General features: G+C 57.4%; 12 protein-coding genes. 6 read left to right on the forward strand and 6 right to left on the reverse strand.

The features are described 5' to 3' along the window. Window positions 1-629: 629 nt before the first annotated feature. Window positions 630-863 carry a hypothetical protein gene (locus tag BJ6T_RS37550; RefSeq protein WP_014497799.1) on the reverse strand — a complete coding sequence of 78 codons (234 nt, stop codon included), beginning with the start codon at window positions 861-863 and terminating at the stop codon, window positions 630-632. A gap of 1,196 nt (window positions 864-2,059) precedes the next feature. On the opposite strand from BJ6T_RS37550, the gene trpD reads away from it, so the two are divergent. From trpD to BJ6T_RS47730, 6 genes are all read left to right on the forward strand, one after another. Continuing rightward, on the forward strand, window positions 2,060-3,073 hold the full coding sequence (gene trpD / locus BJ6T_RS37560) for an anthranilate phosphoribosyltransferase (RefSeq protein WP_014497800.1): 1,014 nt from the start codon (window positions 2,060-2,062) through the stop codon (window positions 3,071-3,073). 239 nt (window positions 3,074-3,312) lie between these two features. Then, entirely contained in the window at window positions 3,313-3,498 is a 186-nt protein-coding gene (locus BJ6T_RS44320; protein WP_014497801.1) for a hypothetical protein, read from the forward strand. An 871-nt stretch (window positions 3,499-4,369) separates the two neighbouring features. Further along, window positions 4,370-4,630, forward strand: coding sequence for a hypothetical protein (locus BJ6T_RS46395; protein WP_133415003.1), 261 nt, complete (start codon window positions 4,370-4,372; stop codon window positions 4,628-4,630). Window positions 4,631-4,770: 140 nt separating this feature from the next. Further along, window positions 4,771-5,406 carry a hypothetical protein gene (locus BJ6T_RS44330; protein WP_223153701.1) on the forward strand — a complete coding sequence of 212 codons (636 nt, stop codon included), beginning with the start codon at window positions 4,771-4,773 and terminating at the stop codon, window positions 5,404-5,406. A gap of 27 nt (window positions 5,407-5,433) precedes the next feature. Further along, on the forward strand, window positions 5,434-6,744 hold the full coding sequence (locus BJ6T_RS37565; protein WP_014497802.1) for a preATP grasp domain-containing protein: 1,311 nt from the start codon (window positions 5,434-5,436) through the stop codon (window positions 6,742-6,744). A 469-nt stretch (window positions 6,745-7,213) separates the two neighbouring features. Further along, a complete protein-coding gene (locus BJ6T_RS47730; RefSeq protein ID WP_018647484.1) occupies window positions 7,214-7,681 on the forward strand; it encodes a hypothetical protein in 468 nt (155 codons plus the stop codon). Between the two features lie 543 nt (window positions 7,682-8,224). On the opposite strand, the gene BJ6T_RS37575 is transcribed toward BJ6T_RS47730, so the two are convergent. From BJ6T_RS37575 to BJ6T_RS37595, 5 genes are all read right to left on the reverse strand, one after another. Next, a complete protein-coding gene (locus BJ6T_RS37575) occupies window positions 8,225-8,902 on the reverse strand; it encodes a 2OG-Fe(II) oxygenase (RefSeq protein WP_014497804.1) in 678 nt (225 codons plus the stop codon). Further along, entirely contained in the window at window positions 8,887-10,038 is a 1,152-nt protein-coding gene (locus BJ6T_RS37580) for a GFA family protein (RefSeq protein WP_014497805.1), read from the reverse strand. Before BJ6T_RS37580 ends, BJ6T_RS37575 begins: the two co-directional genes overlap by 16 nt. A gap of 1,210 nt (window positions 10,039-11,248) precedes the next feature. Beyond that, entirely contained in the window at window positions 11,249-12,115 is an 867-nt protein-coding gene (locus BJ6T_RS37585; protein ID WP_011084835.1) for an electron transfer flavoprotein subunit beta/FixA family protein, read from the reverse strand. Window positions 12,116-12,632: 517 nt separating this feature from the next. Beyond that, entirely contained in the window at window positions 12,633-14,381 is a 1,749-nt protein-coding gene (gene nifA, locus BJ6T_RS37590; RefSeq protein WP_014497807.1) for a nif-specific transcriptional activator NifA, read from the reverse strand. 252 nt (window positions 14,382-14,633) lie between these two features. Continuing rightward, window positions 14,634-15,470 (reverse strand): SDR family NAD(P)-dependent oxidoreductase, encoded by an 837-nt coding sequence (locus BJ6T_RS37595; protein WP_011084833.1) that lies wholly within the window; start codon window positions 15,468-15,470, stop codon window positions 14,634-14,636. Window positions 15,471-15,638: the final 168 nt, after the last annotated feature.

The following is a 15,638-nucleotide window of genomic DNA, read 5'->3' on the forward strand; positions in this document are numbered from 1 at the left end:
AGCTCCTCGTCGCACTTCTCATAAATGCGGTGCTTTGGGCTGGAATCTACTTGGTCATCACAGCCTTCTTCTGACAGCCTCCCGTGCATGGCGACCGCGCGAGGCTTCTAGGGCCTATCGCATGCTGCAGCCGCCACGGCTGCGAATAACCTGATGCCGGCGCGCAATTCGCGCTGCGACCTGGATTTAGAGTGCGCTGTTCCGGCGACCGCAATAGGAATTCCGACGCATAACCCAGATGTCTGAAATGAAAGACACTGATATGCCGTTGCGGCCGCGGCTAAGTGCCAAAAATGACCAGTAGCAGCTCGACGTACCGCGCAGGTGGCATCCGGGCTTCCTCGTTAGGCGCAACGGATTGACTGCAAGTGAGAACTGGTACTCCGCATTACCGTTATGTGAAAGCTAGCTTTCGAGAAGCTGACGAAGCAAAGAGACCTGAAGGAACGTTGGGCAAGCGGCCGGCTCCGCCCTCACGTCCTATGGCATAGGACGGCCCGGCCGCCTCGCTCCTCGCTCCCGCAACGCTCGGAGCAGGCGGGATTGACTTGCTTGTTGAGCGATATCAGCCTCGCCCTTGGGTTGGGTATAGTTCAAAAGGCTGAAGCCTTGATTGGCCGTAGCAGCGCTTACAGCTCTTGCTCAGGCCACGTATCGTCCTCATTTTTGCGCATCCGCCACACGAGGGCGCGCTGCGCTAACTTGTCGTATTCGAAGGCAATCTTAAGCAACCTGTCTTTTGCTTTCCCGTCAACGAGCGCTGCCGCCTTCTTTCGCGTTGCTTGCGCGCGGCCTCGCCAGTGATCGGGTTGGTAGAGTTTGCTTTTCGGATTCATGCCGAGAGCATGCAATTCGTAGATCAAACAATTGCGACACCTACGCTCCGTATCATCACGTAGGAGCGACGCTCGTGGCTCGGCTGCCGAAGCGGTCGATCCCTAGTCCACAGCCCCCGACAGCTTTAGACCATCGGTCTTATGAAGAGACTTTGAATCGCATGCATCGTTAGATTGTACGAGTTGGGACAAGTGGGGATCACCACTGAGAGCCAGGGGATTCCTGACATCACGACATTTGCGAATGCTTCAAATATGTACGCTAGCCCAGGACGACGAAATAGAGAGCCTAACACCATCCGGTGCAGGCCTACCCCCGATTCATCGAATGTCATTCCCGGCGGATGACGGGCTCCGTACAATGAGAACCGCAAAGTAGAATAACGAGCTTGCCGACAGCCAGCTAAGCAGATCCGCAGCTTTCCGGTTGGCAGATGATGCGCTCCGCACACAGCAAGAACAAAACGTCACCCCACCCGAATTGAAGGAATGTTATGATTCAGAAACAACGAACTAAGTTGGCTTCGGACCTCGGACTTCGCTACGGCGCCATCGCTCTTGGCCTGGCAATGACAACGGTCATGCTCGCGCCAGCCAACGCGCTTGATCAAGCGCCGACCGCAGAGGAGAAAGAGGCCTGTATGGAAGACGTGTTACGCCTTTGTAGTAGTCATATACCAGATCGCTTTGCTATCACTGTCTGCCTCAGATCCAAGCAAGATCGCCTCAGTCAGCAATGCCGATACGTGATCTCCGGGCGGGACATCGGCAATCAGAGCAGCAGATCGAAGTGAAGGTGCTACGACTTGTCCGCCCGGCTCCTTACCAGAAGTCGTCCCAGCTCACGTGCAGCACATCGCACGAAGGTTAACCGGCGGCCCCCGCCACGGCGGCGCCGGAAGCCAAAAGCCTTGTGACCCTCCTAATATCGCCGGCAAGCAGGCTCGAGACGACGCTATTGTTCTGGTATCAAGCGACTGCAGTCCTCTGACCAGCCGCCGGCGTCCTATCTAGGGCACCATCGAATGGAGAGGGCTTGACCCTCACGTAGCGTCAGGTTGTAGCGTCGCCACAGATGCTCACGTTTCATCTGTCGGCCGCCTGTTGGACAAGTGCGGCATAGCGAGTGCGAATAGACAGGCAGCTGCAACAAGGCACTCGGCTGCAAAGACGTCTGGCTGAACGGTCGCAGCTCAGATTGGACAAGGGACGTGCACAGTTCGATGGAACCGCTCAAGTCGATCATCGCGAAAGTTGCCACGGGCGCCATACTGACGCGCGAGGAGGCTGCGTCAGCGTTCGACAGCATGATGTCGGGTGACGCAACTCCCTCGCAGATCGGTGGCTTGTTGATTGGGATGAGAGTCCGCGGCGAAACAGTCGAAGAAGTCACCGGCGCCGCGTCCGCAATGCGGAATTTAATGCCCAAGGTGGAAATGCAATGCGACCCCATCGATATCACTGGTGCGAGCGACGGGGCGATGCGTCCGCTCAACGTATCGACGTGCGCTTCCTTCATCGTCGCCGGGGCCGGCGTTCCTGTCGCCAAGTATGTTAACCGCGCTGCGACTTTGCGTTCAAGCACCGCAGACGTGTTGGCGAGTCTAGGCGTAAAGGTCGATCTCAAGCCTGATGCGATCGCACGTTGTGTGCACGAAGCCGGCATTGGCTTCATGTTTGCGTCAGCCGGCTATCCTGCGATGCAGCGCATCAGCCAGATCCGAAGCGTGCTTGGAACCCACACAATGTTCAATCTAATCGAGGCTTTGTCTAATCCGGCCGGCGTCAAGCGGCAGATCCTTGGAGTTTTCGCTCGCAAATGGGTGCAGCCATTGGCGTACGTCTTGAAGAACCTGGGTGCCGATTCGGTATGGGTTGTTCATGGCTCGGACGGGCTCGATGAAATATCCCTCGCCGGGACAAGCTTTGTTGCTGCGGTCGAGGCCGGTACAGTCCGCACGTTCGAAGTGACGCCGGAAGAAGCCGGGCTCCCCCGCTACCGCGCCGATGCGCTGGAGAGCTGTGATTGCGAGTCTCATGCCATTGCGTTAGAGAAAGTGCTCGACGGCCTCCCAGGCCCTTTTCGTGATGCCGCACTTTTGAACGCGGCGGCGGCACTGGTGGTGGCCGGTCGTGCCTCGAACCTACAGCAAGGCGTGGCACTTGGCCAAGAATCACTTGATCACGGCGCTGCAGCCGCCCGGCTGACTCGCTTGATTGCGGTTTCAAACGCCTAAAGCTGAGCTGGCTGAGGCTCGACTAATGCGATCAAGAGTGCAGCTTACGTGCGCAAGAATATTGCAGCTGCAAATGCGCGCCACTTCTGCGGAATTTGAGTGAGCGCCGCTGACGAAACAACTCGCGCTGAGCAGGTGTCCGACAGCCACCCCTTTGCCGACTAGAGGCTGTTCTCGGCCCGGTTGCTGAGGTGAGGACCCGCGGCGCAACGTGCGTTACGCGCCAAAGGAGACAATGGATGATGCCCTGGCAGAGGATGGAAACACTGGGAACGATCGCAACAATAGAACACATCATCCGGAAGTTTCGGGAATTGATCGATACAGATAGCTCCATCCCGCCAGAGCTGCGGCGTGCGCTGCACGATACCCTGGATGAGCATCTTTTCGAGGCAAAACGACGTGTTCTGCTGAGAGCGCATTAGGTGCGCCGTTGCCGCCTACATGCCGAGAGACTGGCAGGCCAGCGTGGCGCTTTACGCAAACGCCAAAAACACTTGCCAAGCTTGGCTTCGATATCTCGCCTTCTCAGACTGACCGCCGATGGTGATTCCCGCATACGCCCCCTGAGCAACTCCAAATTTCGCCGGAAGCGAGCGGCGACGTGCGTTGGGTACGCCGCCGACGCGTTCGCTGGATCTCTCCTCAATGGCCCTCATTAACTGGGGCTCGCCCCCTCACGGCGGCGCTACATGTTCGCGATAGCCCCTTGGGGGACTGCTTGGGCCAGCATTACCTTGGTCACGTTTTCATAGGCCGCAAAAAAGGGGCTTGAATCTGACGTAACGTTAAATCGTACGCTCTCGGGCGTGGCACCTATCGTGTGAGGGACTGCGAATGCCTCAGCTGGTCATATCCGCTGACCGATGGCCGGTCATGCTCCTCATTGTCTATAGTCCCTCGCTCGGGAGGGCTGTGCAGCGAGTTCCGATCGCGGCGCCAGAGCTCGCACGTAGCTCTAAATGGTTCGGCATTTCTGATCCTGACAATATGGCCGCCGGCGGCCACTTCGCCACGGGAGCCGATAAGGTCAGAATTGATCGACGTGGAAGTCTATCGGAAGCGCTTAGGTGGCGCCCGCTTCCTGAAGCTGCTCGTCTCGCGCAGCAACGCACAAAACTCAGTTCGCCGAACCCGCCACCTTCAAGCTCCTTTCCGCACCTGGCAAGGCGTTTCGACCGTGCAAGGTTTGGCAGATGGTGAGCCCGCGCGGGTTTCGACGAGTGGCCCGCGCGGGCGACTCCGCGTGACCAGCGCGGCATCGGAAGAAATTGTTTGGCAGGCTGGAGCAGCAAGTTGAAAGACCGCGATGGCCTTAAGAAGGTCCTGTTAGTTCATCATGTTGAAGGCCAGTGCCGTTGCATCATCGGTTTCAAAGATGGAGATATGAGAGCGGCCTATATGTGCGGCGAGCCTGTATATCAAAAACGCGGCAAGAAGACCTCTTCGTGGTGTGCCGATCATTACCGGAAGATGCACACCGCAGCTGAGCAGAGCGGAGTGATCGATCGATCGGCAGATTTCCCTCGAGCGATATCCATCGTTCGCACCCCATGACAGCCATTAAAAGAAGGCTTCCGCCAAGACCGTGTGAGCACAGCCTGTACAAGCGCCAGCCGAAGCATATGACCGGGGCCTCGTCAGGATTTGGGGGGCCGTTGCGGGTGGCGCAAACAGAATGCGCGGACCTGACACGCATGAATAGCAAGCTGAATTTTTCCACCCCGGCCGAGGGAAGCGCTACCTATACCTTTGACAAGACCGCGATTCATTTCGAACGGAAGCCGTCCAGCTATGTCATCCTCAATCGATACATTGAGCGGATCGCTCGCGCCTTGGAGAGCCAGTTTGGTGCCCTGAGAGGAGCCCGACTCGAGATCCCCAGCCTCGCCGGCGACAATGGACACTGCGAGGCCGATGGATCTATTCCGCTTCACCGCGGCAAAACAACTCTCGATTATTTCAAGCGAGAATATCTTTCCAGCAAGAATAGAGCGAGTGCTTACGGAACATCCAAATGTAGCCGAATGCTGGTCGGTCGAGCCGTTGCTCGATGGGAAGACGCACCCGCCGCTTATGTGACCAAGCGGCGGCGACTGCCGGATCGAGGCGCAAGCGCTGATCGCCCATGTTTGGTCAGAGCCCGTTTATCGGGCTCTGCGAGATCATTTCATACGCGGCCGAGCCATAAATTGAGATCGGCAGATTCGAGGCGGGCCGTTCTCTCCCGCTGCATCGCAGGTGACATCGAGATGGCGCAAATTCTCCCCTCTCCCAGAGCCTTGCCACGGCATGGCAACGACTTCGTGGTTGCCATGACGATCCCATCCTGATCACGACCAGATGTCCGGAGGTCGAGAATGCCGCGAATCCTGATTATGAATGCCGGTACGCCTCAGATGTCGGGCGCCCACCTAACAAATGCTCAACTTTCGCTGGCCGCCAACTCGGCATTTCGTTCAGCGTGGTTTGCTCAGGAGGGCGACCTGATAGTCTCTCCGGTAGTGATCCCGGCCGATCTGTTATCCTTCATTGGCGGAACGCTCAATTTCCATTCATCGGCTCTTCGCCTGCTTGTACCTGCGAGCCGCCAATCGACAATCCTCGATGATTGTACGTTACTGTCCAAAACTGTTGTCGAGCGGCTCAAAAGACATATTCGCCAGAAATCAGACTGGCAATTGTATCCCTGCTACTCTACTGAAGGCGTCGCACGCTTGGCGGCCATTCTAGGCATACCGAAGACCGGTGACGACTTCGCTTTGCAGCGCGGGCCTGATCTGTTGAATCGCAAGAGCCACTTCCGTCAATTGGCAACAAGCGTTGCACTTCCGCTCCCCCATGGATCAGTCGCGACAGACCCAAATGGACTGTTCAAAGCCGTCACCTCCCTCAAATCCGAGACCGGCACGGTCATTGTAAAGTTGGATAATGGAGCTGGTGGAGTTGGAAACGTCATCCTGACCAGCAATAAGAGCGATCCGCTACCTGGAGCCAGAGATACTCGGTGGGTTTCGTGGCCGTCGTTTGATCCCGAAGCATTGTGGTCTGAGATGACAACAGCCTCGTGTAAGACGCTGGTCGTGGAATCGTACCACTTGGCCCGATCTTTATTCTATCTCGAGTATACAATCCAGGATGATGCATCAATCGCTTTTGTCAATAGTGGAAGCATACGTCTGCGTAAAAGCGCAGACCGATCCGAAAGAGCTCTGATCCGGACGGGACTTGAGCTTCCAAGCGACTTGGAGGAAGAGCAATTGTTAGCTGCCCAGGCCCATGCCTACCGTTTTGTGGCACTCGCGCGAGACCTGGGGTATCGCGGAATGATCAACATCGACGCCATTTTCGCACAAGACGGGCGGTTGCTGTTCAATGAAGCGAACGGCCGCTGGGGTGGCGGCTCGGTGTTACACAACATTGCCGTCCGGCTGCTAGGCGTCGACTATTTCGGCTGTAACGTTATTTTATCTGTGAGAAATGTGCGATCAGCATCCTTCCGGGCGGCGCATGATCGTCTCGTCAAGGATGGACTTATATTCGACCACACACGTAAGGAGGGCGTGATCCCGCTTGCTGCCGATGAAAAGGCTGGCACTGTGGAGTGCGTTGTGATTGCGCCGAACAGGCCCGCGGCCCACGATCAGCAACACCGACTATTGAAGTCGTAGCAAACATCGTCAGCCGCTCAATTCATCGCTTCGAAGCCTGGGATACACCATCGCGCACCGGGAACGCGCGCCTCCCTTCCTTCACGTGGCGACGAAGGTGCCCCAATCACCGAGCAAGCTTTGGTCGGACGATGAATGGTGGCCCTATGAGAGTGCTCTTGTTCGTCCCGGACGAGACCAGCGGTGCGCCGAAGCTTGTACAGCGACGAGCGTCATGGCGTAAGGCTGCCAGCGCAGTTGCCGACCCCAAAAGCTAATCGCATTGCACGTCCTGCTTGGCCGATTTGCGACGCCTACGTTGAAACTCGACAATACGATGGGCGATTGCACTCGCTGGCTTGGGTTTATGCGAGTTTCACTATGAAATAAGCGGCCCCAAAAGACCGCACTTTGCCGGCACGTAAATTGCTGCATAGGAGCAGGAGTTGCCGCAAAGAACGCGGCCGCAGCAGCTATCTTCGGAGCCCCAATGAGGCTGATCCGATTGATCTTGTTCGACTTGGCTTTGATTCTGCTTGCATCTGGAGTTGCAAAAGCCATGAATGTGGCCGCTGGCGCAAGTTCCGCATTTGTCAGGCAGACTGCTCTGCGCGAGGTGGCACCGAGCTCCAAGCATGGTGGTCCCTACTACAGCCAAACGCCGCTCGTTCCCGGGCAGCCGCCGGACAACCCCGGTCGGGACCAGCTGGCTGACAATTCCGCGGGGATGCAACCCAGCTTTGGATGTGTGGTCCGTGAGTCCCGACGCCCGACTAGCTATATCTTCGATAGCACTGAGAGGCTCAATCTCCCGCCCCGTGTGATGCCGTCGATCTGCAATCCTATCGCCTCGCCTCTCAGCCTCCTACCTGCGGGCAGCGGAATGGTCATCATGGCCTTTGCGACCACTCTCCTCGTGATTGTGGTGATTGTGGTGGAAATATTCGGCCCATTGTAACGGCGTGAGGCCCCAACCGCTCCCCTTTCGGCGCCCGCGATACAGCTCGGCATGAGCGGATCCGTGGAGGAGGAACGATGGCAAATACCATGCTCGAGCCAGTAGCAAGGTGATCGTCGCGTCGAGGTGATCACTGGGATCGTCGCCGACGATGGACGGGCGAGGAAAAGGCCCGGATCGGGGCGCAGAGCTTGGAGTAACAATGACACGACCAAAGCGATCACTTCATCGCCACAGCCAAGCCCTAGATCCACAGGCTTGTGCTGGCCTGCCTGCTGGATCATCTCGCCAAGCGCGTCCACGAACTCACGCCCGGAATTGGTAACCTCAGAACGTCGCTCATGCCCCATGAGCGAGGTCGGCCATCCGCTCAAGACGCCCAACTAGGGGCCGTCACCGGACGCGTACGATCAATGTAAGCCATCGCTTGCGACCAGACTCGTGTCGGACCTCACGAAGGACCCGCAAGATGGGAAAGCCATCAATTCCCCGGAGAGCTCGCTCAGCCCACGATTTGCAGAGACCCATACCAGGCGCGGCACGCTAGGGCCGAGCGTTAGAACCCTCGATGATCCGGCGGTTCACGCCGCTGCGTTTTGAACAGAAGTATACGAGGGATCGGCGCTCCCCGCTTGATACCGGCTTTACCTCATGCCGGACCTTACAGGTTGTGACAAGCACAGCGCCAAATGGCGGCCGGAATACGTGTTGTTCGTACCCGGTTGGATATACCACGAATTCACCGCCGTCGAAGTCTCTCGCTAGCTGCACAATCACCGAGTACTCGAAATCCGGATCACTCGCCGCATCCAAATGAATGCCGATAAAGGACCCCGGCGGCATACGATGCATCTGGCATCGGCGAACCACGTAATCTGCGGATGCTCCGAAGATCTTTCTTAGCGCGAAGCTGCGATCTCTACTTTCGAGCAGCTCCATGATCTGACCCGAAGCAGTACCACTCACGTTGCTAGGCGCGTGGCCGGGCGGGTCTACCCTCACGCGCTGGACAAAGACGCTGTGCAAGTCGCCCGCATCTCCCTCCCGCACTTCTTCTTCCGGAATCTCAGCCTGCAGCTGATCGATCCTGGCTATGTCGTCTTGAGTGAATAACATTTGCGGGGCGATTACGACGGACCCCTTTACTAGCAGCTCAATCCGGTACTTTGTCAGGACTTCTTCTGAAAGAAGACAGGATTTATCTTTCATTGCGCGCGCCATTCGAGCTCACTCCTTTGATCTTCGAAGCATGACTCCGGGTCCTGCTGCATTGACAGGAATGCTTGCTCCCAATGCGCGCCATCGAACTCAGATATTCTTAAGTGCTCGATGGTCTTTCTATCCAGACATCGGATATTTACGCTGTACCCGGAGGGATTCGACCTCGGCCTATAGAATGGCTTTACGCCACAAAGCCGGCAAAACGTGTGCCGCGCAATATTCTTGTTGAACTGGTATGTCGTGAGGAACTCTTCGCCGCACTCGATGCGCAGCTTATCGCCAGGTACGAGCAAGTGGACAAATCCAGACATTTGACAAATTGAGCAATTGCATCGAACTGCAGAGAGCTCTCGAGGTGCATTGACGTAGAATTTGATAGCGCCGCAATGACAACGGCCATGATGTTGCATCTCGGAGTGATCATCTCCCGTACGCGCCGCCGTTCCGAGCAGATCGCGACACCACTGGACGCTGAGCCGATAGGCTCGGCCGAATTCATTCAAAAAGCGATCATTAAGGCCAGGCTGCACAAGTTCACCAATCAGCCGGCCTGTCATTTCTCCGTGGTACTTCTCCGCGGGATCTTCTCCGCCGACATGGCCGCGAAAATACTCAAGATCGTCCGGCCGCGCCTTGAAGGTTTTGACCAGAGTGGTCCACAGCGACTGGATCATGTCTGCAGCATGGAGCTCAAAGGCGACCATGTAGGCGCAACGAACCAGGGGGTCTTTCGATGACAATCCGGCATAGAGAGAATGCAGGTACTGCTTCGTCCTGTCGCTATAGTTGGGCCTTATCGCTCTGCCGAGTAGTCGTGCAGCATCCTTTCTCAAGAGGTTGGAGTGAAAGTTTTCTGTCAAAAGAATATCGGGCAACGCCGCCTTGCCGCCCCGGAGAATCCCGCCATGGCCACCGGTCTCATCCCAGCAGATAAAATTCGCGACCACGCTGGTCAGTTCAATGTCCCTCCCAATGTCCCGATTTTGATGCATTGCATCGAATATGAGGTCCCTTTGCGACCCTGCCTGCAGGTACGGGAACGCCTGTGACATCGCTAGGTATTCAGGCAGCAGGCTGGCGACCTGGTCTCCGGACATCTGGGAGGCGAACGGATGCGGGCCGAACAAGGCTCGCACTCGCTCAGTCAAGTACTCGCAGGATAACTTCGGAGGCTGATCCGGTGCAAATCGAGACGCTTGAGATATCATTTGACTCCCTGCAGATGAGAAGCGAAACGGTCCTTGACGAAGCTACCTTCATGTCCGGGCCGACTATTGACCGCGCTGAGTTCATTGGCTTCAAAGGGCCTAATGTTGCGTTCACCTTTCACGCAAACTTTCGTCGTTCTCCTGGCCACGGCAGATTGCGGTCTTCTCTGTCCTGGTCATGCGCATCGAAGGGACTTCGTTCATTGAGGGAGCGGCGAGGATCCGGTTGGCTTCCAGTCCAGCAGCAATCCGATGCCGCAATGGCAGCCACAGCGAGCATGCGCGCGGAGAATCGTCTTGGATACTTCGCCGCGCATGCCATTCTGATGCTAATGCCGCATGCGCGAATGACACGCCTAGTCGCGCGGTGCAGCTTTGGCTGCCTGAGCAAATGAATGAAGCCCTCGCGGTTGCTGCTGCCGCCATTTCATCGAACCGCTGTCAACTTGGTACAGCATTGTAAAATCCAATTCGTGCCTACCGACCTCACAGGGCCTCAGGTCGTTCGTGGCATGCCGCTCGCCTGTTCTTCGCATTCGCGGTTACCCCTCTTAATTTTTACTGGCTAACAGCAACCATCATGCCAACTCTTGAATTTGCTCCGTCAGATTCCGAAGAAGCTGGTATAACACTTGTGACCTATCCTCATAGCAAGTGCATAGCACTTGAGAGGCTGCGCACCGCCGTCAGGAACGAAACAGCGGCTGTTCACATACACACGGCTGCTGAATTGGCGGATTGCTTCAAAGGCGCCGCATAGGTTGGCTTTGCTCCTTAAAGCCAGCGACAGGGCTTTGGACGTGCAGACGGCAGCGCTAGCATGGTGACCCGGGTTGCTGACGTATTCCGTCTTTGCTCGCGACCGGTACGGAGGAAGCAATGGTCTTCCACGGTCGAACACGACAAAACGGAAGATCTGAAATATGCGCAGGCCTGTTTGGCCGTGCCCCGGCAATCCTGGGCGGCTCCGGACTCGATCGTAGCGATAACGTGCTCTACGGAACATGCGGCCTCAGCCGATGGCGAGATCGACGGATGGCATAGCAAACTCTTATGGTAGCTTACCGCGTTGCACAACGACATGTTGCGCTCTCATCGACTCGGGTGCGAGCGTTGATACATTTCTTGGAGCGCGTTGCTAACATTGCCCGGACAGTCCAGATCGGGCGTCACGAGCAAGTGTCGCCAGATCGGTTTCGAGCTTCGGTTGATTCAAGAAGATTGCGTCTATTAGCGCCTGCGCCGGCTGCTCGGCGGACTCAACCAGCGCCGCCCTCTCGGCCCGCGCAGGGGGAGCGAACACACGTTTGACGACAGTCGGCGAGCCCTTGAGCCCACATTTGGAGATGTCTTCGACACCTGCATCTTGCGCGCTCCATTTCACGATTTTGGCTCGCGCGGCACGCAAGGCATCCGCCATCGCGCCTCGCCGAATCTGATTCGTCGCCTCAAGCATGGTGATGAGGCAGGGCAACCTAGTGTGCAGAACCTGCACACCGCCTTCCGAGCGCCGCTCCGCTTCAATTGTTTCATTGGCGACGTCCACGGATCTGACCTTCGCAACGTAAGTTAGCTGCCCTACGCCCAGTCGCTTCGCGATGCCAGGACCAACCTGCGCTGTATCGCCGTCGATGGTCTGCTTTCCCGTGAAGATGAGGTTTGCCGGACCATATTCCTTGCCAATTTTCCGGATCGCTGTTGCAAGCGCATACGTAGTGGCCAGCGTATCCGAGCCCGCAAAGCAGCGATCAGTAAGTAGGACGGCGCGATCAGCACCATAAGTCAGCGCCTTTCGCAACGACTCCTCTGCCGATGGCGGCCCCATGGTAAGCACGGTAATTTCGCCACCGAACCGATCGCGCAGCCCCAGCGCGGCCTCGAGCGCGAATAGGTCATACGGGTTGATGATGGTCGGCACTCCCTGACGCATGATTGTATTGGTCACGGGGTGCACGCGGATCTGCGCCGAGTCCGGAACTTGCTTGATGCAGACAATATTATGCAAGGTGTTGCTCCTAAAGTTACGTCAGTTGGGAAGAGAACAGCAAGTCTTGTACCATCCCCGCCGCTTGGGACCGCTCGCTGTCACAAGGCTTAACACCGGGTAGTGCGCCCTCTCTACCCCGCGCTTCCTGAAAGGGATGCCGGCACAAAGCAGGCTCGGACAGCGCTGTTTCGCAGCACCACGCTGGCAAGTGGCGGCGGGACTGCTTGCGGATTGACTGCCGCTAATCCCCTGCAGGCCCGGACCGGTCGAGGGTCATTAAGCATTGCGTTCGCCAATCCGGCTTGATTGAGATAAGGATGATAGCTCTTTGCATTTCGAGCAACCGGCGGTTCGCGATTGTGCGACTCGCAAGTGAGGCTCTCCGCCCCATCTGTCGCTGAATAGTTGAGCCCTTCTCGGGGTCGTGGCAAGCCGACGCCCCCGGCGGTCCATTCCCCTCAGATTGCTAGATTAACTACGCGGACCGTCTTCACTTATCGATTTGGCGGAATCAGTCCAGGCCGATGCGGGGCGCTCAGAACCGCTTTATCTCGATTCCGTATTTCCTCAGCGCGTAGCCGACTTGGCGCGGGGTTAGCCCGAGTAGGCGCGCTGCCTTGGCCTGCACCCAGCCAGACTTTTCCATAGCCGCAACGACCCGCTCGCGATCAGCCATTCTCGCACCACTAACGAGAACTGTGCCGGAAGGTGCCAATGAGCCCGGTTCGCAGACAGCCTGCGGCGGAGGGGCCGTTTCAGCCAGCGGGATGATGGACTTTGCAGGCACCGGTTGCATCGGTGCCGCCGGGTCTGTCTTGCCATACGATGTGCTTTTCCAAAGCGTCGTGGAAAGGCATTGGCCTTGGCTGCATGCAAAGTCACTTCTTACAATCGATGTTCCGGCACTGAGTGTCGCGGTCCGCTCGATGCAGTTCTCGAGTTCGCGGACATTTCCCGGAAATTTACAGCTCATCAGTACATCGATCGCACTCGCCTCCAGAGTAAGAGAGCGGCCGTTCTCGCTGTTAAACTTTCTGAGGAACTCTCTTGCGAGCAGCGGAATATCACTGCGTCTTTCGCGAAGCGGCGGCAACAACAAGGGAACTACGCTAATACGATAGTAGAGGTCCGCGCGGAATTCGCTCCTTGCCACAGCCTCTTCAAGGTTCCTGTTGGTCGCAGCTATCACCCGAACATCGACTTTAATCGTGTGATTGCTGCCGACGCGCTCGAACTCCTGCTCTTGCAGAACTCGCAGCAACTTCGCCTGGAACGGAGGTGAGATCTCTCCGATCTCGTCAAGAAATAGCGTCCCTTTGTCAGCAAGCTCGAAGCGCCCCTTGCGGGCGCTGACAGCACCGGTAAAGGCACCTTTCTCATGGCCAAACAATTCCGATTCCAGGACCGTCTCGGGGAGCGCCGCGCAATTCAGCTTAACGAACGGCCGCTTAGCACGAACGGACGACTCGTGAATGGCCTTGGCTACCAGCTCCTTCCCGGTACCGGATTCGCCACGCAGCAGAACCGTGCTGTTTGATCTGGCTACAACGACAATCTTCTCAAGCAGTGCGCTCAGCGCCGGGCTGTCGCCAATGATCCCGTGTGCCTGAAGCTGCTTGCGCTCGCGAGCGGGCGGCCCACGATCAACTGTCTGTTTCTCTAGCCGGTCCTTGTCCACCAACGATTGTTCGCGATCGCCGGCGAACAAGCGATGTAACTTGATCGTTTGTCCTATCACGTTCGCGACCATGGCGAGCAGCCGCGCATCGTACTCGAGAAGACTTGAACTGCCTTCCGGGATACGGTCGATCGTCAGCGTACCAACGACCGTCGAATCAACGCGAATCGGGACCCCGATGAACGCTACCGGTATACTATCAGAGGCGCCGAGAACCTCCCGGTCGGCAGCGCTGAAGGCCGTCTCGGCGGCTACATTCTCGACCATAAGAGACCTGCCTGTCGCTACGATCTCGTGGATTGCTTTCTGCGGCACGCACGTCCGGTAACGTTCGTCAGTGCCTTCGCTCCAGCCGGCGCCAACTGTAAGTTCTGGAACGCCGTCATCGTTGAACAGCGAGACGAGGCCGTGTCGCATCTGCACAAACGATTGCAGAAGACCGAGAACGTTGGCCAAGGTGACTTCGAGCCGGCCGGGAGCATTTAGTATTTTCGATATTTCGTAGATGCCGGCCAGCGCGCTCTCATGCGACGGCTCCCCCGGGGGGGCACGCTCCGGTTCCGGCTGCGAGGCAGGTCTTTCGCTCGAGGAGGGGATATGCAGCATAAGCCTGTCTCCGTTTCCTTGATCATCCTCCCTGGACCCATGTCCGGATTGGCGAGGTTCGTTTTGCATGTCACTCTCGATCTAGCGCCAAGTGTTGACGAGATGACATCGAACCGTGACACTTTTTCATGGCACGACAGTAAACTTGCCGTGTGCCTTCGATTCATTTTCTGTTGATTGTATGCGCGTGGTCAGCGGAGAACGTGAGTCCGTTGGGAAGCTCAAGTCAGCTTCGCCGCCGGGCCGGCCGCTTCACAGATGCTGGCCACCGTTGATCGGCACCTCGGCACCCGTAACATAGCTCGCCGCATCCGAGCATAGGAAGAAGATGACCTTGGCCACTTCGTCCGGAGTACCCACTCTGCGCAGCGGGATACTTGCCACGACGCGCGCTTCCGCGTCGGGCGACAGCATGTCGGTCCTGATTTCGCCGGGCGCGATCGCATTGACGCGAATGCCATGCGGCGCATAGTCGTGGGCCAATTCGCGTGTGAGGCTCGCAAGCGCAGCTTTCGAGGTCGCATAGGCGCTACCGGCGAATGGGTGCACCCGCGAGCCCGCGATTGAAGTCACATTCACGATCGATCCTGACGCGGCTCTTAGCTCATCAAACAAACCCTGCGCCAGCAGGATCGGAGCCACCAGATTAAGATGAAAGACCCTCATCCAGGTATCGGTTGAGGTGGTCAACGATGTCATCCGATCGCCTGTGGGCGTTTTCGGCGACACACCCGCATTATTCACCAGCGCGTGCAAGGGCGCACCGGCCAAGCGTTTCTTAACCTCGGTGATTGCGCGCGGCAGCATTCGATGATCGCCGAGGTCGACCTGGAAATGATCGTCATTCCCAGCCTCCCAGGGGCATCGCTCGCCGTCGAACGGTTGGCGTGCGCAAGAAATGATGCGCCAGCCTGCCTCCGAGAATAGCTTGGCAGTGGCATGGCCAATTCCGCGCGATGCGCCGGTGAGTAACATCACCTTCGGTTCTCCACGATCAACGCGCGCATTAACGGCGTCAACGAGGCGATCCAAATGTGCTTCGGGCAGCGGACCTCGGATCAGATTGTCATTTGGCAGATCGAGACCCACGGCCGCCTCCTCTACTTTTGCGCCCGCGCACGCGTAGCAGGATTTGCGCCACTGCGATGTACGTAAATGCGCTTCCGTTTTGCGTCCTAATGTCGCGCACGCGGAATGCTTGGCGCATTCAAGACAGCGGAGGTGAGCTTTCTGACAGCGATGGTGACTCTGCTACGT

It is taken from the genome of Bradyrhizobium japonicum USDA 6, from assembly GCF_000284375.1.
Classification (GTDB): domain Bacteria; phylum Pseudomonadota; class Alphaproteobacteria; order Rhizobiales; family Xanthobacteraceae; genus Bradyrhizobium; species Bradyrhizobium japonicum.

Bases quoted from the DNA above. Each gene is read 5' to 3' on its own strand.
- trpD (WP_014497800.1), top strand. From the start codon at position 2,060: ATGGAACCGCTCAAGTCGATCATCGCGAAAGTTGCCACGGGCGCCATA.
- BJ6T_RS44320 (WP_014497801.1), top strand. From the start codon at position 3,313: ATGATGCCCTGGCAGAGGATGGAAACACTGGGAACGATCGCAACAATA.
- BJ6T_RS44330 (WP_223153701.1), top strand. From the start codon at position 4,771: ATGAATAGCAAGCTGAATTTTTCCACCCCGGCCGAGGGAAGCGCTACC.
- BJ6T_RS37565 (WP_014497802.1), top strand. From the start codon at position 5,434: ATGCCGCGAATCCTGATTATGAATGCCGGTACGCCTCAGATGTCGGGC.
- BJ6T_RS47730 (WP_018647484.1), top strand. From the start codon at position 7,214: ATGAGGCTGATCCGATTGATCTTGTTCGACTTGGCTTTGATTCTGCTT.
- BJ6T_RS37575 (WP_014497804.1), bottom strand. From the start codon at position 8,902: ATGGCGCGCGCAATGAAAGATAAATCCTGTCTTCTTTCAGAAGAAGTC.
- nifA (WP_014497807.1), bottom strand. From the start codon at position 14,381: ATGCTGCATATCCCCTCCTCGAGCGAAAGACCTGCCTCGCAGCCGGAA.